This is a genomic window from Pseudoalteromonas sp. ATL1, assembly GCF_058933015.1.
Map to the genome: position 1 here is coordinate 1,645,419 of NZ_JBZYXL010000001.1, position 20,001 is coordinate 1,665,419.

Sequence of the window (20,001 nt, forward strand, 5' to 3'; positions counted from 1 at the left end):
AGGCAAAATTTGGTTGGCTATAATTTGAAGCGGAGCGAAACCAGCTTACTGAATTTTGTCCGATTTTAAACAGTTTGTATGGACTACTAATCTTCCGAATGTTCATCGATTAGTTTCTCTATTTTTTCAAGTAAATCTTCGTTTATTTTGCTCTTGTTACTGGATACTAAGTTTGAATAAAACTCATAAACATCTTCATCACTAAAAATCCAACAAACTTGATTATTATCCAAACATATTTCAATTAAGTGATTTACCTGAGTAACACTGAACTCACCAAACTTTGATAAGCGACCGATTGCATTGTGTGTTGATACAAAGTTATTACTGTTCGCTAAAGCTTTTATCTCTATTTCTTTTTCAAGCTCACTAGCGAGTTTAATATCAGGGTAGTGTAACTTAAAAAATTGGGACAAACGGCGGTAAAATGTTATATCTGACTCTTGCTCTTTTTGCCACTCATTGACTAGGAAGTCTTTTGGCTGATCTTCGTTCAAAACCGAATAGTAGTCCCTATCATCAGCAACAAAATGTAGCTCTTCTTTTATGGGAACTTCATAAAGAAGTGCTTCCCAGTTTATGGCATCACCTAAAGAACCATTTTTACCTGGAGGATTGCCAACATCCAACCTTAATTTTGCAGATTTGAGAATTTCTTTAGAAGTTTTTATGTATTTTGATGCTTCAAATAACTCTTTAATTTTTTCATCAGCTTTAAATTGGCGTTTCAGCGCATCCTCAGTCGTTTTTTTCAACAAATTTGAATGTGCTTTGGCATAAGCCAGGGCAAGAGCATGAAAAATCACTTGCTATTCAATACCTTTTCTAGATAGCTCTCGTTTCTAGCTGCTTTTAGCTGTTTAGCGCGTACACCTTTGTTAAAGGATGTCTCTTTCTTTAATAAATTCAATGCAATATGCCTTACTCCAGCAAACACTTCTGCTGCTCCGTCGCGGCGTATACGGCAACCATCTTCATTCATTGCCACATCCAAACACCAATGAAGACTGTTCTCAATATGCCAATGCGCTCGTGTGGCTTCCGCTAGTCTTTGCGCACTCAAGTTCGCTGAGCTTATGTAATATCGATAGGTTAATTCACCTTGCTGTTGGTTATCCGATTTACGGTAAGACACTATCACGCCTACACTTTGTAAATTGGGCCAGCTAGCACTTGCGGGAATTTGAGCCATATCATGGCAGACAACAGCCGCTCTGAATTCTTCTCGACCTCGTTGATAATCTACTTCACTTAATAAGCTATCAGTCGCTATCTGGCGTGATATTTCTGGTTGCAAGAGTTGTTTCACTTGTTCAAATAAGTTGCCCTGATTGGCTTTGAGAGCCAGCAAGTAATCTGCTTCTTTTTCTACAATTTGCTTTGCAATTTCCTTTTGGCAGCCCATCGCATCAATCGTCACTAAGCAACCTTTTAGCTCTAGTAACTGTAGCAACTCTGGGATTGCGGTGATTTCATTGGACTTCGAGTCGGTCTTGCATTGACCTAACGTCACGCCATTTTCACAGGCAAACGCACTGACAATGTGGATCGCATCTTTTCTATCTGGCTGTTTAAATGAACCTTTTAGCCTTTTTCCATCAATGGCAACCACACTGCCGTCTGTGAGTTCACTACAGCTTTGCATCCATTGAGAGAAACAGGCTTGAAACTGGGTCATATCAATACGACTTATAACTCTTGCAATCGTGTCGTGCCGCGGCACGCCGTTAGCTAACGCTATAAACTTACGTAACCAAGTTAGTTTGTCATGGGCAAACTCTTCAATTTCCTCCCAACCTTGGCAACCTGCGATTACGGCGCTGATTGTTAGAAACAGAATATCAAATAATGGATGTTGCACTTTACCTTGCTGGCGTGGGTCATCAATGGAAGAAAAGTGTTCGAACAACTTATTGGCTGACATAATTGTGCTGCTTAATCTGAAAAGCAGTATAAGATCATAAATTTATGTCAAGGTAAAGTTCATGATCTTGCCCTGGGCATAAGCTGATTGAAGTTCTTTTAATTCTTCATATTCAGGATAATCTTTACAAAACTGAGGAAATGCGCCTTTAATTTTATGCTCTTTAAGTTTTTTTATTGCGTCTTGTATTTTTACTTCACGATTTCTTAGAAACTCATCTTCTACTTGTTCAGTAAGCCAAAGCTTTATCTTTTTATTTTTTATTAAAACAGCTAGTTTATGAATTTCTTCAAGATCGTCATTGCTAAGATGAAAAAAAGATAAAAATACATTTGTATCAATAAAAAGGTTCTTCAACGTAAACTCTCCTGTTGAATGTAGCCCTAGCAGCTTAATAGATCCCAAAGTGGTGTGTTTAAACACACCAAAGTGTCCAATATTATTCTTACCATTTTGGGAACTAGGTTGTTTTTTATTTAAGCAATAGGTTTGAGATTAGCGTAAATTACTTGTATGGACAAAGTACCAAAGCACTGAGCGGGAATAATATATGACAATATTGAGAATATGATAAAAGTGACTGGTGCTTTAAAAGACGCTTTACAATCCGCTTGTCACCCCATCTCGGCACTTAACGGCCGAGCATTGGAATGTAACGTCACTAAGGTGTTAGCTTATGTCGGGTGGCGTGGCTTCGCCACTTAACCGACCTACACTCATGCATTTGTAGGTTGGATAAGCCGAAGGCGCCATCCAACAATCTGACGGGCCGAAATTAAGGGCCAATGGCAGAGTTATAGCAAAAATTGGATAACCACATTGTTGGTTATCACGCTTTGTAACAATTAACCTGTTTTCGTTGTATTGAAAGTGTTCTATTTTAACCAGTCATTAAAGATAGACGTTTAACGCTTTTCGTATCAGTGACCCATGAGCACGGGCCATTTTCTTGATGCGGTTATGAAGAGCACCGAATTCATTTATGATACAGGGAGTTGTAATGCTAATACTTCATATAATCGCCGGTTCATTTTTATTATTATTTGGGGTAGGTGCGTTAGCTTTTACTAAAGGCTCTACTAAACATAGATGGTCTGGAAACCTTTTCTTTTTCTCTATGCTACTCATGACGGGTAGTGCAGCAATGCTAAGTGATGGTTTAACGATGGCGTTGCTTACTTTTTATTATGGCGTGACTGCATGGGCCATTGTGTTAAGAAAAGAGAATTCGACAGGTATTTTTGACATACTTGCCATGCTACTGATTGTTTATATAAGCGCAGACTTGTTTTATTTCGTTTTTACCACAAGCGACATTCCATTGACCTTTAAGGCTATATTTACAATTCACGCAACTATCGCAGCGATGGCCGCGTTTTTAGATCTCAATATGATCATACGTGGTGGCTTGTCAGGAAAACATCGAGTCGCTCGACATGCATGGCGAACTTGCTATGCGCTATTAGGGGCGGTAATGTCTTTTTCGGCTAATACCTCCGACCGTTGGCCCGATTTTATTAATAGTAATGCGCTTATCTATTTAATGATAGGCATTCTTTTTTATTGGTTAATTAGGGTGTTATTCACTAACTGGTATATGCAAGTAAAGCAATCTATCGGGGATGGCATATTAGCAAAACGGCTTTTAGCTGCAAGGCAAATACCAGACAAGAGCGATTGCTAACTTCATTTATGAGGCGTTTGTGAAGAACGATTGTTTTTCGTTCTTCACAGGATATTTTTATTCCGTCTTCTCTTTAAACTCACACAAATCTTCAATCATGCATGAGCCACATTTAGGTTTGCGAGCAGTACAGACATAGAGGCCATGGAGAATAAGCCAGTGGTGAACGTCTACTTTAAATTCTTTGGGCACGACCTTTTCGAGTTTTTTCTCAACTTCAACCACATCTTTGCCCATGGCGAATTTGGTGCGGTTGGAAACGCGGAAAATGTGGGTGTCAACGGCGATGGTTGGCCAGCCAAAGTATAAGGAAAGTAGATAATTAAGCTCGTAATCCCCTGTTTAAATGTATGAGCATTGTCAACTTTTTAATAAAAATATACACTCAACCGCCTTAAAGATATAAACCGGATTCGCACACTATTTACTTGCTGTAATGGACTATTAGATATGAAACTTTCCAAATATATTATATTAATCACCACACTCCTTTTGGTAGCTTGTGGAGGTAGCTCGCCTTCGGATGAACCTAAAGTTACAACTAAAATAGACAAAATCAGCTTAAACTCTGAACTGATAAGGGGCCAAAGTACCAGCGCAATAATAGAGTGTGTTGATTGTTTGAAGGATGAAGCCATTTATAGCTGGAAAATTGATAATGTTGTAGTGAGTCAATCTAGTTCATTTACTCCTGATTTTGAGCATTTGGATAAGACGGCTGTGATCACGGTTCAAGTACCAAGTATTGATCAGGTGATGAGTGATGAAGTTTCCTATCAGGCTGAGATTATTTCACGTAAAACCAAAGTCGAATCGCTAGAACTTACAGGGAAACATACTCCAAACACGACAACCCTTGCGGATTTTACCTGTGATAATTGTTTGTCGGAAACAATATCAATGCAATGGTTTATAGGCGACCAGTTAGTTGCAACCGGCGCGTCGTTTACACCAGAATTAAATAACTTTGATAAACCAATCACTATAAAAGCAAAGGTGACTAGTATTGATAAAATTGTTAGTGAAACGGCTTCATTTGACTTTATCAAGCCGACTCCAATCAGTGGAAATATAGACCTATCAGATAAATATATTTTGATGTCTAACGGCGAGCTAATTTTTGATAGTACCAATGGAATACAGCCGGAAGATGGCAAGAGTGACTTCGTTAATGCTTATTATGGAAAACATGTATGGGGGACTGTTTTAGCTCAAGATACTAAAGGGAAATTTTTTAAATATGGTGACGGCAGAGAGTTTTATTCTCATGAAAAAGAAAGTAGCTTTGAAGATATAAAAGAAAAAATAAACAACGTGAAAAGTTACTGGTTAGATTTCTACGGTGAGCACGTTTTAACAGGTGATGGAAAAGTTATTACTTGGGATAACACTCTCGATGATTCAGGTAATTTTGAATACAGTAAAGCCCAATTATCCCAAACAGAGCTTAACGATGTAAAACAAGTTCTGCATTCACTTTATGACTGTAGCAGCTCTGCAAATACTTCAGCAGTGCTGTACAACTCTGGACTTCTTGTTATCGACGGATTTTGGTGGGATAAAGAAGGCTCGCACCAACATAGTTATAAGCGAGTAGAAAAAACGGGTGTTAGTAAGATACAAGCTGTTAGCTATGCTGGTGGTGGAGGATACGATGCTGTAGCAATATTTGATGAACAAGATAATGTAGAAGTTTGGACGTGCAGTAATGAGCCGTTTTTTTCTACTCAAGAAAGTGGAGAATATGCTACAGGGTTTGGAGATTTACAAAATGTAGCCCGAATAATCAGTCCTTTAGATTCAAAAGCTATTCTTGCGATAAAAAAAGATGGTAGCTTTTCAATCAGAGGTTCTGGTTTAACCTACCGTGTTTCGAGTCTAAACACTGAGATTAAGGTAAAAGACTTACTTAAAATTAGTTGGATGTATGTTCTGTTGGATGTTGAAGGTAATATTCATTATTTAGATAGCTATTGGAGCGAATACTTACCTGAACAGTTCCCAGAGTTTTCTTTTGATAACATAGCATATAGTGTTCCTTCAGAGCATTCCAATGGCGTAGTTGTTAAAGACGATGGTTCGGCTTTACTTATTACACAAAACAATCCACAGACATTATCTTCTGTTAAAGATGTAAACCTAGTAGACAATTTTATGCTAATTACGGATAAAGAAGATAAGCTCATGACTTATTATGACCATGATAGCGAAAGAGAGTTAGATGCAGATTTCTTTTCAAATGGTATTAATCAAATAGAGGGCGTTTCAGAGGTCATAAATTTAGGAAACGGTTATATTATAAAAACAAATTTAGGTGAGTTTATTTTAGTTCAACCGAACGAAAGCTATCTCAGTTACTTCCATGACAAAATCAATCGGCCAATTGAAGCTATAGATTAATTATTTTTTAAATAAATTAACGCACTATAAAAAGAGAAGGCTAATCAGTCTTCTCTTTAAACTCACACAAGTCTTCAATAATACAGCTGCCACATTTTGGTTTGCGGGCGGTACAAACGTAGCGGCCATGCAGGATCAGCCAGTGGTGAACATCCACTTTAAACTCTTTGGGCACGACCTTTTCGAGCTTCTTTTCCACCGCTACCACGTCCTTGCCCATGGCGAACTTGGTGCGGTTTGAAACGCGGAAGATATGGGTGTCGACGGCTATGGTGGGCCAGCCAAAGGCTGTGTTAAGTACCACATTGGCGGTTTTACGGCCAACGCCGGGTAGGGCTTCAAGGGCTTCGCGGTTTTCGGGTACTTCGCTGTTGTGCTTTTCAACTAAAATTTGGCACATCTTGTAGACGTTATTGGCTTTAGAATTAAATAAACCAATGGTTTTGATGTAGTCGCGTAGGCCTTCGAGTCCGAGATCTAAAATACCTTGAGGGGTGTTGGCTACCGGGAATAATTTACGTGTGGCTTTGTTCACGCCTATGTCAGTGGCTTGCGCAGACAGTGTTACTGCAACCAGCAGTTCGAAAGGGGAGCTGTACTCCAGCTCCGTTTCAGGGTGTGGGTTGTCATCGCGCAGGCGTGTGAGTATTTCTATACGTTTGGCTTTATTCATACTGTTATTGTTTTTAGTTAAGCTAAGCTGGTGACACGTGCTCTGGGCGCTTTTTCTGTGTCTTCTACTAGTGCGGCATTGGCTTTAATACGCGCATCAATCATATTCTTCGCAGCGATAAGTAAGCCCATGCCTAAGAATGCACCCGGTGGTAATATTGCCACCAAGAATTGACTATCAAAGCTAAAAATTTCGATTCGCAGGCTGGCTGCCCAAGGGCCAAGCAGTAAATCAGCGCCATCAAATAGGGTACCTTGACCAATGAGTTCTCGCATCGAGCCCAGTAGCACAAGCACGACCGTAAAGCCCAAGCCCATAGTGATGCCATCCCAAGCGGATAATAGCGCATTATTCTTTGATGCGAAGGCTTCCGCACGGCCGATAATGGCACAGTTGGTCACGATCAAGGGGATAAAAATCCCAAGTGCCTGATACAGGCCAAAGGTATAGGCGTTCATCAACAGTTGGATCACGGTCACAAATGCCGCAATGATCATCACAAATACGGGGATACGAATATCTTTAGGCACCCACTGACGAACAAGCGATACGGTGACATTTGAACCCACGAGTACGAGTAACGTCGCGATCCCTAAACCAAGCGCGTTGGTGATGGTACTGGTTACGGCAAGTAATGGGCAAAGACCAAGTAGCTGAACAAGGGCTGGGTTGTTGGTCCACATGCCGTCTTTAAACAAGGTTTTCATGTCACTCATAGCGCATCTCCGTCACACTCATTGGTACGTGCAAATAAGGTATCAAAGTTCTCTTGGGCATATAGTGTGGCTTGTTTGACTGAGCCGACCACTGCGCGAGGGGTAATGGTTGCCCCGGTAAATTGGTCAAATTGGCCGCCATCTTTTTTTACCGCAAAATGGCTGGCGTTTTCCTGACTCACAGTTGTGCCATTAAATGTCAACATCCATTGGGATTTAGCAAGTTCAACTTTATCGCCTAGTCCCGGTGTTTCCTTATGGCGTGTAACGCGCACACCGGCAATGTGTCCGTCGGCTTTCACAGCGGTTAAAATATCAATATTACCGCTGTAGCCACGGGGTGTGATGTGGCGAAGTAGTAAAGCAGATGGCTTACCGTCTTTCATCGCGCGATAAATAACATGTGGTCCGTTGGGGCCAAGTTCCGGTGCATTACTGCTAATACAGTCTAAATAGAGCTTGTTGTCATATTCGCTCTGCGGTAAAACTTGAGAGAGTAACTGCATCAGGTTTTGTTTTTCATTGACGGCGATTTTATCGGCGGTCATGGAGTGGATCACAGCAACCCCCCCGGTACTTACCAGTGCAAATACAGCCAGCAAGGCACCATTTTTATACATAGACTGTGCAATCATTTCGCTGCTCCTTGCCCGTAAGTACGTGGCTGAGTGTAATGATCAATTAAAGGGACGGCCATATTCATTAATAAAACTGCAAAAGCTACCGCATCAGGATAACCGCCGTAGTTGCGAATAACATAGACCAACAAACCGATACATGCACCATAAATTAAACGGCCTTTATTGGTCGTGGAGGCTGATACCGGATCGGTGGCGATAAAAAATGCGCCCAGCATCGTTGCACCACTGAGCAGATGGAAAATACTACCCGCATGGCTGCCTGGTGCAACAATAAAACCGATAGCCGCACAAAATGCTAAGCTGCCTAACATTGCTACCGGGATGTGCCAATTGATCACTTTGCTTTTGATTAAATACAGGCCGCCTGCCAAAAATGCAAGGTTCACCCAAAGCCAGCCAATGCCAGCGTATTCGCCAAATTGTGCGCCATTCATGGCCTCTGATACTGTGAGGTTTTGTGACACGGCGGTTTTTACTTCATCCAACGGAGTAGCCATGGTCGTGCCATCAATAGATGCTGTTGCCAGTAAGATGTCTCTTCCGTTGTTGGTTACTTCAAAGAAAACCAACGACAGTTGATCGGCCATGCTCATAGGTTCAGCGATAAACTGGCTCACAGGTACCCAGTTCGTCATTTGCACTGGAAAAGAGATCAGTAATAAAACATAGGCCGCCATGGCTGGGTTAAAGAGGTTAAATCCTAAACCACCATATAGCTGTTTAACCATGCCGATAGCAAAAGCAGTACCGATAACAATGATCCACCAAGGTGCTAAAGGCGGAATACTAATGGCCAACAGCACGGCTGTTAGCCATGCACTGCCGTCACTGAGTGCGGGCCAAATAGGGCGGTTGCGCATTTTTAACATCAGGGCTTCGGTTAAGCTTGCAACCACTAAAGCTAAAAACAGTTGGACAATGACGCCAAATCCAAAAAAGTAAACTTGTGCAATAATGCCCGGAATACACGCAGCAATAACTGTCAGCATGAGTTTGCTAACACTTTTATGGCTGTGATTGTGGGGCGATGAGGCCATGGTTAATTTCATGACGGGTCATTTCCTTCTTGTTCTTTAGCTTGTTTTTTGGCTTTAGCTTTGGCTATTGCCGCTTTAATTGCAGCTTGTTTCTTTTGCTCTGGTGTAAGCTCACTTGGTGTTTTGGGCTCGCCCGTTTGCGATGTATCTGGCTCGCTTTGACCGTCTTGTTCAGAGTCTTGTTCAGCTTGTTTGGCTGCTTTTTTCGCTTTAGCACGCGCGATGGCGGCAGCTACTGCGGCCTTACGAGGGTCATCGCTCGTTTCAGTTTCTTGCTCTTCAACAGGCTCTGTTTGTTCTACGGCTTGCTCGGCTTGCTGAGCTGCTTTTTTCGCTTTTGCACGCGCGATCGCTGCTGCAACTGCCGCTTTGCGTGGGTCATCGCTGGTGTCGGCATCTTGCTCTGTGATTTGCTCAGGCTCATCTGCTACTTGCTCGGCTTGCTTAGCGGCTTTTTTCGCTTTAGCACGCGCGATGGCGGCAGCAACGGCTGCTTTACGAGGGTCATCGCTCGTTTCAGTATCTTGCGCTTCAACAGGCTCTGTTTGTTCTGACACTTGCTCGGCTTGCTGAGCTGCTTTTTTCGCTTTAGCACGCGCGATGGCGGCAGCAACTGCTGCTTTGCGTGGATCATCGCTTGTTTCAGTATCTTGCGCTTCCACAGGCTCTGTTTGTTCTGACACTTGCTCGGCTTGCTGAGCTGCTTTTTTCGCTTTAGCACGAGCAATTGCTGCTGCGACGGCCGCCTTACGTGGATCTTCGGCGCTATCGGCGTCTTGGTTTTTCGCTTGTTCAGACCCATCCGGTACGGACTCAGACTGACTCGCTGCTTTTTTCGCTTTAGCGCGAGCTATTGCGACTGCAACTGCGGCTTTTTTACTGTCTTGTGTGCCATCTGATGTAGCTGGCTGTTCGATATTACCCTCTGCTTGGGCTGCTTTTTTAGCTTTCGCTCTGGCAATGGCTTGCGCGACTGCATCTTTTTTATCGACAGCAGGATCATCACTCGTTTGTTTTTGCTCTTTATACTGGCGAGCTTGCTCTTTACGCTTTGCTCTTTCGAGTGCAACTTCGCTGTTATCTGGCTCTAAGCTGCCATCGGCGGCTTTTTTCGCTTTTGCACGTTCTATCGCCGCTTGCACTGCTGATTTATCGCCCTGCTTTTGTTTTACGCGGGCAAGGGCATCCGCCACCTTGGCTTTTTCTTCGTCAGGTTTGGCTGCGCGAGATGGGCTGCGTTTATGTTTGTTTTGACGCTCTTCTTGTTCTTTTTCAAGGCGCTCTTTACGCGCTTCAAAGCGTTCTTTGGCGCGTTCAGCTTTGATTTGATCGAGTTTTTGTTCACGGATCTGTGCTTTTGCAACGCGGTAATACTGCACCAGTGGAATTTCACTTGGGCAAACATAAGAACAAGCGCCGCATTCAATACAATCAAACAGGTTGTATTCTTCGAGCTTGTCAAACTCTTTGCTTTTGGCAAACCATTGTAATTGTTGGGGGAGTAGGGTTTGCGGACACGCGTCGGCACAAGCACTGCAACGGATACAGGCTTTTTCTTCTCCCGGCTCTGCCAGTTCTTGACTATCCGGTGCCAAAATACAGTTGGTGGTTTTCACCACGGGAATGCGCACGGTTGGCAGTGTAAAGCCCATCATCGGACCGCCCATTACCACGCGCTGTTCAGCAACGGGTGTAAAACCTTGGCTATCAAGTAGATGTTTAATCTCTGTGCCGATCAAAGCCCAGACATTTTGCTTCTGAGAAATGGTATTACCCGTTACGGTTACCACACGCTCAATCAGCGGCTTACCTTTTAAGATTGCTTCACTGATCGCAAACAGTGTTCCCACGTTTTGTACTAGCACGCCAATATCGGCTGGGATCCCTGCACTGGGCACTTCTTTTGATGTGAGTATACGAATAAGCTGTTTTTCACCGCCAGACGGATATTTGGTTGGTACCGAGCGCACGAGCAAGGCGTTATTGTGCGCACATGCTTGCTGCATGGCGGCTATCGCTTCAGGCTTATTATCCTCGATACCAATTAACACCAGCTTTGGTTGCAGCAATTGCTGCATAATTTCTATACCTTGCACAATCTCTTGTGCATGTTCACGCATTAGTAAATCATCGGCGGTAATATAGGGCTCGCACTCAACGCCGTTTACAACCAAGTATTCAATAGGTTGCTGGCTGTCTGCCTTGACATAAGTCGGGAAGCCAGCGCCGCCCATCCCAGCGATGCCCGCATTATGCAATATATCGACGAGTTGCTGGTGGCTCAATGTTGAGATGTCTTCAACGGGGCTAAGATCACACCATGTGTCATTGCCATCAGGCGTGATGATCACGCTTAGCTCTGGCAAAGCAGAAGGGTGTGCTGATGGCATTGGCTTGATCTCAATCACTTGCCCAGAAGTGGGTGCGTGAACGGGTAACGACCAGTTGCCACTGGGTTTGGTCAACGGCTGACCTTTCAGTACATGATCACCAATGTTGACTAATAATTGTCCATTGGCACCGATGTGCTGCTTCAACGGCAGAACGATTTTCTCTGGTAATGGTAAACGTGCAATGGGTAACTGATTAGACAAGAATTTTTGTTCAGGTGGGTGTATGCCGCCTGGAAACTGCCACAGGGTGCCTCGCTCAATTTGTTCGAGTAACGGATCCACTTAAACCTCTTAATCTATCTGTTTTACGGCGATGGCATCGAGCTGCCATTTCCAAGTTTGTTTTGTTTGTTCGACTGGTAACATGTCAATACAGTCTACAGGGCAAGGCTCTACACAAAGATCGCACCCTGTACACTCGGCTTCAATAACCGTATGCATTTGCCTTGTCGCACCCACAATGGCGTCGACAGGGCAGGCTTGAATACACTTGGTGCAACCAATGCACTCGTCTTCGCGAATATAAGCAACGGTTTTTATCGGTTCAGCTTGTTGCTCACCACCAATTGGCTTGGGATCGACGCCCATTAAATCAGCCAATTTCTTCATGGTGGCTTCGCCGCCTGGAGGACATTTGTTTATGTCATCCCCATTGGCGATTGCTTCCGCATAAGGGCGACAGCCAGGGTAGCCACATTGTCCGCATTGTGTTTGCGGTAAAATCGCGTCTACTTGCTCAACGATCGGGTCGCCTTCTACTTTATATTTAACTGCGGCATAGCCCAGTAGTAGACCAAAAATAAGCGCCAGTGAGCCCAGCGCTATCAAAGCATAAAAAACCGTCATGACTACAACTTCACCAATCCTGTAAAGCCCATAAAGGCAAGTGACATTAATCCTGCTGTGATCATTGCTATCGACGCCCCTTTAAATGGGGTAGGTACATCGGCAGCTGCCAAGCGTTCTCGCATCGCCGCAAACAAAACAATCACCAAAGAGAAGCCGACAGCAGCGCCAAAACCAAACACGGCTGAGCCGATAAAAGTGTGATCATTATTGATGTTGAGCAGTGCGACACCTAAAACGGCACAGTTAGTTGTGATAAGTGGTAAGAAGATCCCAAGCAAACGATAGAGTGTCGGGCTGGTTTTACGCACGACCATTTCGGTAAATTGAACCACAACGGCTATCACTAAAATGAAGCTCATGGTTCTTAAAAAAGTGAGATCTAGCGGCAGCAATATGTATTGATAAACTAAATAGCTGGCAACGGAAGCGAGGGTAAGTACAAATGTGGTCGCTAAAGACATACCTACAGCAGTATCGAGCTTTCCAGATACGCCCATAAATGGACATAGTCCCAAAAACTTTACCAATACAAAGTTGTTGACTAGCACCGTGCCAATAAGCAGCATGATATATTCGGTCATTACAGTCCTAAGGTGTTTGAGTAAGGTGCGCTAAATGACGGTAATTTTAACAAGTTTTCATCGTTAGGTCATAGTAAAAATCAAAACTACCGAAGCATACCTTTGCGTAATTGCTTAGATTTGTTGACACGCTTAAGTGATATTCGGAATTTTAGATAAGCAGGGGGCTTTTTCGATGCCCCCGTGTGCAAAATCTCAGAGTTAGATTTCTTTTGGTTTTTCGATGTAGTAGCCTTGAACACCATCTAAACATAAGGTTTCGACAATATGTTTTTCTTCTTGTGTTTCAACACCTTCTGCGAAAACGTTAACACCAATCCTATGCGCTAAATCAACCATCAGGCGCATAAAGTACTGATTGTTTTTATCTTCTTCTAAACCGCGAGTATAGCTGGCATCCATTTTAATAAAGTCAGGTTTTAAATCTCTAAAGAACTTAAACGAGGTGAGGCCCACACCAAATCGCTCTACGGTCACGCGTGCGCCAACACGGTGAACCATGTCGATAAAGCGCTTGCTGGCTTTAATATTTTGTTGTAAACCAAACTCACTCACTTCAAATACTAGTTTTGACGCAATATTGGCATCTTTTAATAAGCGACGTTCAAGCCAGATCACAAATTGATCGCTATGGGCGCTTGATGCCGTAACATTAATGCCAAAGTACTTTTCAGTAAAATTGCGGGTTTTAATGAGTTCAAGGGAGGTATCAATAATGAGCCTATCGATGTCGATAGCCATTTCTAACTTTTCTGCCATGGCTAAGAAAGAAGCGGTTGGCAGCATTTGATTTTCTTCGGTTTTAAAACGCGCTTGAATTTCTGCATAGGCTTTGGTGTTTTTGCCAACAGGCATAATATTTTGCATCATCAACGCGACGCGCTTCGAGCTGATCACTTCTGTGATCACTTTGCGCCAGTTCTGATTACCAAATCCAGCACCCACATTGTTGACTAGGTCTGATTCTCGTTGAATGTGCCAGGCATTCGCTTGTTTACTTTGCGCCATACTCATGGCGTTATCAACAACAGACAAAATTTCGCCTAGTGGTTTACCCGTTTCATAAGGGACAATACCGGTGTTGGCTACCGAGCTTAACTCTTGGTTTTGTTGGAACTGAGTAAAACGCGCTTGTAGCGTTTCACCAAAATGTTCGGCTTCTTTTGAAGGGACATTTGGCAAGATAACTGCAAAATCAGAACTGTTTAAACGAAAAGTCTGACTACCCGTATAAGTGCCACTGACATGCTTGATGATATCAGACACAGACTTAATATATTCGTCACCTTTTTGGTAACCACGGGTTTGGTTAATGATTTGCAATTCACTACAACGGATCATCGCAAGACTACCAAACGCTTTCTTTGTCGCTGCCTCCACATGATGCTCATAATATTCAACAAACATGTTTCTGTTACCCAAACCGGTGATGACATCCTTATAGGCTTCTTGTTTAATACTTTGTGCGGCGCTCTTAATATCGTGTTCTTTGCTTTTAAGGAAGTGAGCAAGGCGTTTAAAAGAAGGTGTGAGATCGGCACCCAAAGATTGCATTTCTTCAGTATCAAATTCACTGTCAATGTTATTGCTGGCTTGGTTGCGTGTAATGTAGACATCGACCGCATCAGCAACTGTGGTGCTTACGTTGCGGATCAACCTTTGATAAATCACGCGCATATAAAAAATGGGTATAAATGCAAGCAGGGCAGTAACAGCAAACGTCAATAACATGGCTTGTTGCAGGAGTTGCCCTTGGCTTTGTGCGTTTATAACAAACTCAATTTTGATGTCTTTGCTTTTATTAACGGCAAACTGTGGTCGTACAGCATTAACAAACGATTCTATAATTTGCGCAAGCAAGGGAAGGGGATCTGGCTCGCTAATATTCAGTATTGTTTCGCCACTAAAGTCTCTAACAATAAATGTAGAAAACACGTTGCCATCATTAAGGGCTGCCTGAATATGCTGAGGTGTCACTCCAGCCATGGTTTTATCTTCTATATAATGGGTAACCATTAACTGTGCACTTTGCTGGGCTTTGCTGATCGCAGAATCAAAGCTCGCTGCAAAAAATAGGATGCCTAAAAGTGAAAACACCAACCAAGAAAAAAATTGTAATAGTACAAGCTTTTTGAAACTAGCCATTATTCAGCCATCAATTTATCTGTGAATGAGGTAAGAAAGTTACCTTAAATCAAACTACTTTTGTTTGTATTCAAGCAGTTATAGGGTAGTGCAAAAGCGTGAGAAAGTCTATATCAATGTGATATTGGCTCCCCCTCCCCGACTCGAACGGGGGACCTGCGGATTAACAGTCCGTCGCTCTAACCAACTGAGCTAAGGGGGAGCAATAATAAGATGTGGTGTAATTTGGCTCCCCCTCCCCGACTCGAACGGGGGACCTGCGGATTAACAGTCCGTCGCTCTAACCAACTGAGCTAAGGGGGAACAATTACTAAAACGATTTGGCTCCCCCTCCCCGACTCGAACGGGGGACCTGCGGATTAACAGTCCGTCGCTCTAACCAACTGAGCTAAGGGGGAATCGTTTTCATCAAGAAACTTGGCTCCCCCTCCCCGACTCGAACGGGGGACCTGCGGATTAACAGTCCGTCGCTCTAACCAACTGAGCTAAGGGGGAAGCGTGTGTCTCTCAACGGGGCGAAATATTAATGACCCCATTGCAAGGTGTCAACAAATAAAACGTCATAAAATTAAAAAACTGTGTCATTCGCTGCTTTTATACTCGATTTGTTGAAATTTATTCCAAAAAGATTGGCTTTGACGGATGTTTATAGTGAATTTACATCTTGATGGAAATCTTCAATGGAACACAAAAAGTGTAATAAATGAGCGTTTAAGTTAAAAATTGGGCGAACTGTTATTTTTTCACGCTTTTCTTTTTGATCATTATGACGGTTATTTGATCCAGATAAAAAGATCGCCAGTCAAAAGGTTAATTTTCTTGCGCGTCATGGGAGTTGTAGGGCGGCTTCTGCTTATTTATTGCGATTTATTTGCATATATTTTCCACTTTTTTAATTTACCCTTTTAAAAACATATTGTTATACTTTTATTCTTATAAATGGAATAAAGCTGTTTCTAGCTTGGGACGAGGTATAGTCCCAGTAAAACCCTTTTTAAAAGGGTGATCCAGCCTTTGAATTTGTCAAGATCATCAATTAATTATTCCTACACAAGAAACGATCTATCTGCAGGCCCTTATTTTATTGGTGTTTCTCAACTTATCCACGGAATCTGTGGATAACATTGTTTATTAATATTTGAGAAGTGTGTCAAAGCTATGAAAATAGAGCCCTTCGAGCATTTCAATATGTTTCTTTAAATTATTTTTTTCATTTAAAATCAATGGTTTAATAATTTGACGTAGAATTGGCGTGGTTTTTGATAAAAGTGAAGTTTTTATGACCACAACGCACTTTTATTGTGCAAAAAAATACGAGTATCTGTTAAAGATGTAACTAATTTGTCATTTAAGGAGTTTAGGTGTGTTTTTGCTGTATATGCCGGTCTAGTGAAGGTAACGCGTGTTTTATGCCTTATTTAATAGAGATTCGACACCGTTAAAATTCGTTACGAAATTGGCTGGGTTTCAAGATTGGGATGATCTAAAATGCCTAGCTCATAAATGAAGGTCACAACTATGTCGTCAACAAACACTTCAAGTAAAGAGAATGATATTTTAAGCGGGGACATTGCCGCTACACTCAAAAGAATGACCGTTCCTATGATATTCGGCATGATCACACTCATGATGTTCAATATTGTGGATACTTTTTTCATTAGTATGTTGGGAACGGAACAGCTCGCTGCGGTTAGTTTTACTTTTCCAGTGACGTTCACCGTGATCAGTTTAGCGATTGGTTTGGGCATTGGCACATCGGCGGTGATTGCTAAAGCGCTTGGCGCGAACAATATAGAAGAAGCGCGCTTTGATGCAACTATCGCTTTGCTGATATCGGCTGTATTTGTTTTTTCGCTCTCTGCGGTTGGCTTCGTGTTTATTGAACCTATATTTTATTTATTAGGTGCCAATGAGCAAGTGATGCCCTATATCTATGACTACATTTCAATTTGGTTTTTAGGTAGTGTTTTTCTTATCACCCCTATGATTGGCAACTCGGTATTGCGCGCCAGTGGTGATACCAAAACGCCCAGCTTTATTATGGGCTTTGCTGGGTTAATTAATGCAGTGCTTGATCCCTTATTGATATTTGGTGTCGGTCCTTTTCCTGAGCTAGGCATAAAAGGGGCGGCAATCGCGAGCGTGATAGCTTGGTCTGTGGCGGTGGCGATTATTCTATACCTATTAGCGATTGAGAAACGTTTGCTGAGTTTACACAGTGGTAAGCAAGGGGTATTGAGTGCCAGTAAGAAAATACTCAAAATTGGTTTTCCAGCGGCTGGTGCAAACATGCTTACGCCGTTAGCGATGGCGGTGATGACGGCAATTGTTGCAGGCTATGGCCCTGAAGCGGTTGCAGCATTTGGGGTGGGCAGTCGCATTGAGTCGATAGCGAGTTTGGTCGTATTGGCGTTATCGATGACGTTACCTCCGTTTGTGAGTCAAAACTTTGGGGCTGGTAAGTATGAGCGAGTTCAAGATGCCTACAAAAAGACCTTACAGTTTGTCATGATCTGGCAGTTGGTCATTTATCTTGTTCTGCTATTATTTTCAGGCTTGATCAGTCGCACATTCGGAAATGAACCGGAAGTGGTACGCGTAATAGAACTATTTATCTATATCATGCCGCTGAGCTACGGCTTACAAGGCGTGATTATTCTATCTAACTCCTCTTTTAACGCCCTTCACAAACCAATGAATGCGCTGGCATTAAGTGTCGTCAGATTGTTTATTTTCTATGTACCTTTTGCGTATGCAGGATCGCTGGTTGGCGGGCTTACAGGATTATTTATTGGTGCTGCAATTGGCAACTTTGTCACCGCCTTGGTTGCATTTAATTGGTTTAACTCAAGTGTTGCGAAAATGCACAACGCTTCTGCGAGGGAGTATGCGTAATGAGTGATGAATTTAAACTGGTTTCAGAATTTTCTCCAAGTGGTGATCAGCCGACTGCAATCGCGCAATTATGCGAAGGCTTAGAAGCCGGCCTTGCGCACCAGACTTTATTAGGGGCCACAGGTACAGGTAAAACCTTTACCATGGCCAATATCATCAGTAATTTGAATCGCCCAACCATTATTATGGCGCATAACAAAACGTTGGCGGCGCAGTTATATGGCGAAATGAAAGAGTTTTTCCCTGACAATGCGGTTGAGTATTTTGTGTCATATTATGATTACTATCAGCCGGAAGCATACGTGGTTGCCAGTGATACCTTTATTGAAAAGGACGCCTCAATTAACGAACATATTGAGCAAATGCGTTTATCAGCCACGAAAGCATTGTTAGAAAGGCGCGATACCATCATTGTTGCGTCCGTTTCTGCTATTTATGGTTTGGGTGATCCCGATTCATATATGAAAATGATGTTGTTGCTTAAAGTCGGCGAGACCATTAACCAACGAGATATGCTTCGTCGCTTAGCAGAGCTGCAATATACCCGCAATGACATGGATTTCAGTCGAGGCACTTACCGAGTGCGTGGCGAAGTTATTGATATCTTCCCCGCCGAATCTGACTCATATGCTATTCGCGTGGAAATGTTTGATGATGAAATCGAACGTATCAGTATGTTTGACCCGCTCACAGGCGCGGTAGAAAAGCATCTGATCCGTGCGACAATTTACCCAAAAACTCACTATGTTACGCCGCGCGAAAAAATCTTAGGTGCTATTGATAGAATCAAAGAAGAGCTTAAAGACCGTCGAGCGCAATTGCTTGAAAACAACAAGCTTGTAGAAGAGCAGCGCGTAGCGCAGCGAACTCAGTACGATATTGAAATGATGACCGAGCTTGGATATTGCTCAGGTATTGAAAACTATAGCCGCTACTTATCTGGCCGGGCACCAGGCGAGCCGCCACCAACCTTATTGGACTATTTACCCGATGACGCGTTGATGATCATCGACGAATCTCATGTCACTGTGTCGCAAATTGGTGCTATGTATAAAGGTGATAGAAGCCGTAAAGAAAACTTAGTGGAGTATGGTTTCAGATTGCCCTCAGCCATGGATAACCGCCCTTTAAAGTTTGATGAGTTTGAGGCCATTGCGCCGCAGACGATTTATGTATCGGCAACACCTGGTGATTTTGAGCTTGAAAAATCGAATGGTGATGTGGCCGAGCAAGTGATTCGCCCCACAGGCCTTTTAGACCCGCAGTTGGAAGTGCGTCCTGTTTCTACGCAAGTGGACGATTTACTCTCTGAAATATATTTGCGTGTTGAGAAGCAAGAGCGGGTGCTGGTTACTACGCTGACCAAACGCATGGCGGAAGATCTCACTGATTACCTCAACGATCACGACGTTAAAGTGCGTTATCTTCACTCTGACATCGACACCGTAGAGCGTATGGAGATCATTCGTGACCTTCGTAAAGGTGTATTTGATGTGTTAGTGGGCATTAACTTACTTCGTGAAGGTTTGGATATGCCAGAGGTATCGTTGGTGGCTATTTTAGATGCCGATAAAGAAGGCTTCTTACGTTCAGCGCGTTCTTTAATTCAGACAATAGGCCGTGCCGCACGTCATTTAAATGGTAAAGCTATTTTATACGGTGATGTGATCACTAAATCGATGAAAAAGGCCATTGAGGAAACCGAGCGCCGTCGCGAAATTCAGCATGCTTACAACGAAAAACATGGCATCAAACCACAAGCTCTGGTTAAGAAGATCACCGATGTGATGGATGTGGGCGAGGACGTCTCTGATGCTAAAGTTGCGGAGCCTAAGTCAAGTAAAGGCTCGAAATATGCCATCAGTACAAGCGACGATCCTAAACAGTTAGCCGCACAGATAAGTGAATTAGAAGCAAAAATGATGCAGCATGCTCGAGAGTTGGAGTTTGAACAGGCGGCCAAAGTGCGTGACCAAATTCATGAATTGCAGCAACAGTTGTTGGGATTGTGATAAGTTAAATTTGGCTTAAGCTTTATGGTTTTTATGGCGTTTATTTTGAAT

At 42.9% G+C, this 20,001-nt stretch carries 16 protein-coding genes, 4 tRNA genes and 1 pseudogene; 5 read left to right on the forward strand and 16 right to left on the reverse strand.

Translation table 11 applies throughout. From position 1 onward, the window contains the following. Positions 1 to 86: 86 nt before the first annotated feature. From AC5FX4_RS07435 to AC5FX4_RS07445, 3 genes are read right to left on the reverse strand one after another with little or no spacing between them, the layout of a single operon-like run. The gene (locus AC5FX4_RS07435; protein WP_493605807.1) at positions 87 to 806 is read right to left on the reverse strand and encodes a hypothetical protein; all 720 of its coding nucleotides are present in this window, start codon (positions 804 to 806) and stop codon (positions 87 to 89) included. Next, positions 803 to 1,924, reverse strand: coding sequence for an ISAs1 family transposase (locus tag AC5FX4_RS07440; protein ID WP_493605808.1), 1,122 nt, complete (start codon positions 1,922 to 1,924; stop codon positions 803 to 805). The genes AC5FX4_RS07435 and AC5FX4_RS07440 overlap by 4 nt, the downstream gene beginning before the upstream one ends. 42 nt (positions 1,925 to 1,966) lie before the next feature. Continuing rightward, the gene (locus AC5FX4_RS07445) at positions 1,967 to 2,347 is read right to left on the reverse strand and encodes a PIN domain-containing protein (RefSeq protein ID WP_493605809.1); all 381 of its coding nucleotides are present in this window, start codon (positions 2,345 to 2,347) and stop codon (positions 1,967 to 1,969) included. A gap of 144 nt (positions 2,348 to 2,491) precedes the next feature. On the opposite strand from AC5FX4_RS07445, the gene AC5FX4_RS07450 reads away from it, so the two are divergent. Next, the gene (locus tag AC5FX4_RS07450) at positions 2,492 to 2,629 is read left to right on the forward strand and encodes a hypothetical protein (protein WP_493605810.1); all 138 of its coding nucleotides are present in this window, start codon (positions 2,492 to 2,494) and stop codon (positions 2,627 to 2,629) included. Positions 2,630 to 2,924: 295 nt separating this feature from the next. Further along, positions 2,925 to 3,608 (forward strand): hypothetical protein, encoded by a 684-nt coding sequence (locus AC5FX4_RS07455; protein WP_493605811.1) that lies wholly within the window; start codon positions 2,925 to 2,927, stop codon positions 3,606 to 3,608. Between the two features lie 57 nt (positions 3,609 to 3,665). On the opposite strand, the pseudogene AC5FX4_RS07460 reads toward AC5FX4_RS07455, so the two are convergent. Continuing rightward, a pseudogene (locus AC5FX4_RS07460) lies at positions 3,666 to 3,917 on the reverse strand (endonuclease III); the annotation flags it as partial. Positions 3,918 to 4,058: 141 nt separating this feature from the next. On the opposite strand from AC5FX4_RS07460, the gene AC5FX4_RS07465 reads away from it, so the two are divergent. Further along, positions 4,059 to 6,008, forward strand: a complete 1,950-nt coding sequence (locus tag AC5FX4_RS07465; protein WP_493605812.1) for a hypothetical protein — start codon at positions 4,059 to 4,061, stop codon at positions 6,006 to 6,008. Positions 6,009 to 6,048: 40 nt separating this feature from the next. Here AC5FX4_RS07465 and nth read toward each other — a convergent pair whose 3' ends face one another. The 12 genes from nth to AC5FX4_RS07525 form a co-directional block, all read right to left on the reverse strand. After that, positions 6,049 to 6,681: an endonuclease III gene (nth, locus tag AC5FX4_RS07470; protein WP_493605813.1), complete on the reverse strand. Its 633-nt coding sequence runs from the start codon at positions 6,679 to 6,681 to the stop codon at positions 6,049 to 6,051. Positions 6,682 to 6,698: 17 nt separating this feature from the next. Further along, entirely contained in the window at positions 6,699 to 7,397 is a 699-nt protein-coding gene (locus tag AC5FX4_RS07475) for an electron transport complex subunit E (protein ID WP_493605814.1), read from the reverse strand. Further along, positions 7,394 to 8,032 carry an electron transport complex subunit RsxG gene (rsxG, locus tag AC5FX4_RS07480; protein WP_493605815.1) on the reverse strand — a complete coding sequence of 213 codons (639 nt, stop codon included), beginning with the start codon at positions 8,030 to 8,032 and terminating at the stop codon, positions 7,394 to 7,396. The genes AC5FX4_RS07475 and rsxG overlap by 4 nt, the downstream gene beginning before the upstream one ends. Beyond that, positions 8,029 to 9,087, reverse strand: coding sequence for an electron transport complex subunit RsxD (gene rsxD / locus AC5FX4_RS07485; RefSeq protein WP_493605816.1), 1,059 nt, complete (start codon positions 9,085 to 9,087; stop codon positions 8,029 to 8,031). Before rsxD ends, rsxG begins: the two co-directional genes overlap by 4 nt. Then, the gene (rsxC, locus tag AC5FX4_RS07490) at positions 9,084 to 11,750 is read right to left on the reverse strand and encodes an electron transport complex subunit RsxC (protein WP_493605817.1); all 2,667 of its coding nucleotides are present in this window, start codon (positions 11,748 to 11,750) and stop codon (positions 9,084 to 9,086) included. Before rsxC ends, rsxD begins: the two co-directional genes overlap by 4 nt. A 9-nt stretch (positions 11,751 to 11,759) precedes the next feature. Continuing rightward, positions 11,760 to 12,314: an electron transport complex subunit RsxB gene (rsxB, locus tag AC5FX4_RS07495; protein WP_493605818.1), complete on the reverse strand. Its 555-nt coding sequence runs from the start codon at positions 12,312 to 12,314 to the stop codon at positions 11,760 to 11,762. Between the two features lie 2 nt (positions 12,315 to 12,316). Further along, on the reverse strand, positions 12,317 to 12,898 hold the full coding sequence (gene rsxA / locus AC5FX4_RS07500; protein ID WP_493605819.1) for an electron transport complex subunit RsxA: 582 nt from the start codon (positions 12,896 to 12,898) through the stop codon (positions 12,317 to 12,319). Between the two features lie 201 nt (positions 12,899 to 13,099). Further along, complete coding sequence (locus AC5FX4_RS07505; protein ID WP_493605820.1) at positions 13,100 to 15,043, reverse strand: EAL domain-containing protein; 1,944 nt, start codon at positions 15,041 to 15,043, stop codon at positions 13,100 to 13,102. 125 nt (positions 15,044 to 15,168) lie between these two features. After that, positions 15,169 to 15,245, reverse strand: a tRNA-Asn gene (locus AC5FX4_RS07510). A gap of 24 nt (positions 15,246 to 15,269) precedes the next feature. After that, positions 15,270 to 15,346 (reverse strand) — tRNA-Asn (locus AC5FX4_RS07515). Positions 15,347 to 15,364: 18 nt separating this feature from the next. Further along, positions 15,365 to 15,441: transfer RNA gene (locus tag AC5FX4_RS07520), tRNA-Asn, on the reverse strand. 20 nt (positions 15,442 to 15,461) lie between these two features. Next, positions 15,462 to 15,538: transfer RNA gene (locus AC5FX4_RS07525), tRNA-Asn, on the reverse strand. A gap of 1,023 nt (positions 15,539 to 16,561) precedes the next feature. Between AC5FX4_RS07525 and AC5FX4_RS07530 the strand changes: the two genes are divergently transcribed. Further along, positions 16,562 to 17,938, forward strand: coding sequence for an MATE family efflux transporter (locus tag AC5FX4_RS07530; RefSeq protein WP_493605821.1), 1,377 nt, complete (start codon positions 16,562 to 16,564; stop codon positions 17,936 to 17,938). Continuing rightward, positions 17,938 to 19,950 (forward strand): excinuclease ABC subunit UvrB, encoded by a 2,013-nt coding sequence (gene uvrB / locus AC5FX4_RS07535; protein ID WP_493605822.1) that lies wholly within the window; start codon positions 17,938 to 17,940, stop codon positions 19,948 to 19,950. Before AC5FX4_RS07530 ends, uvrB begins: the two co-directional genes overlap by 1 nt. Positions 19,951 to 20,001: the final 51 nt, after the last annotated feature.

Excerpts from the sequence above, each read along its gene's own strand:
- AC5FX4_RS07440 (WP_493605808.1), bottom strand. The coding sequence starts at position 1,924 with ATGTCAGCCAATAAGTTGTTCGAACACTTTTCTTCCATTGATGACCCA.
- AC5FX4_RS07450 (WP_493605810.1), top strand. The coding sequence starts at position 2,492 with ATGATAAAAGTGACTGGTGCTTTAAAAGACGCTTTACAATCCGCTTGT.
- AC5FX4_RS07455 (WP_493605811.1), top strand. The coding sequence starts at position 2,925 with ATGCTAATACTTCATATAATCGCCGGTTCATTTTTATTATTATTTGGG.
- AC5FX4_RS07465 (WP_493605812.1), top strand. The coding sequence starts at position 4,059 with ATGAAACTTTCCAAATATATTATATTAATCACCACACTCCTTTTGGTA.
- nth (WP_493605813.1), bottom strand. The coding sequence starts at position 6,681 with ATGAATAAAGCCAAACGTATAGAAATACTCACACGCCTGCGCGATGAC.
- AC5FX4_RS07475 (WP_493605814.1), bottom strand. The coding sequence starts at position 7,397 with ATGAGTGACATGAAAACCTTGTTTAAAGACGGCATGTGGACCAACAAC.
- rsxG (WP_493605815.1), bottom strand. The coding sequence starts at position 8,032 with ATGATTGCACAGTCTATGTATAAAAATGGTGCCTTGCTGGCTGTATTT.
- rsxD (WP_493605816.1), bottom strand. The coding sequence starts at position 9,087 with ATGAAATTAACCATGGCCTCATCGCCCCACAATCACAGCCATAAAAGT.
- rsxB (WP_493605818.1), bottom strand. The coding sequence starts at position 12,314 with ATGACGGTTTTTTATGCTTTGATAGCGCTGGGCTCACTGGCGCTTATT.
- rsxA (WP_493605819.1), bottom strand. The coding sequence starts at position 12,898 with ATGACCGAATATATCATGCTGCTTATTGGCACGGTGCTAGTCAACAAC.
- AC5FX4_RS07505 (WP_493605820.1), bottom strand. The coding sequence starts at position 15,043 with ATGGCTAGTTTCAAAAAGCTTGTACTATTACAATTTTTTTCTTGGTTG.
- AC5FX4_RS07530 (WP_493605821.1), top strand. The coding sequence starts at position 16,562 with ATGTCGTCAACAAACACTTCAAGTAAAGAGAATGATATTTTAAGCGGG.
- uvrB (WP_493605822.1), top strand. The coding sequence starts at position 17,938 with ATGAGTGATGAATTTAAACTGGTTTCAGAATTTTCTCCAAGTGGTGAT.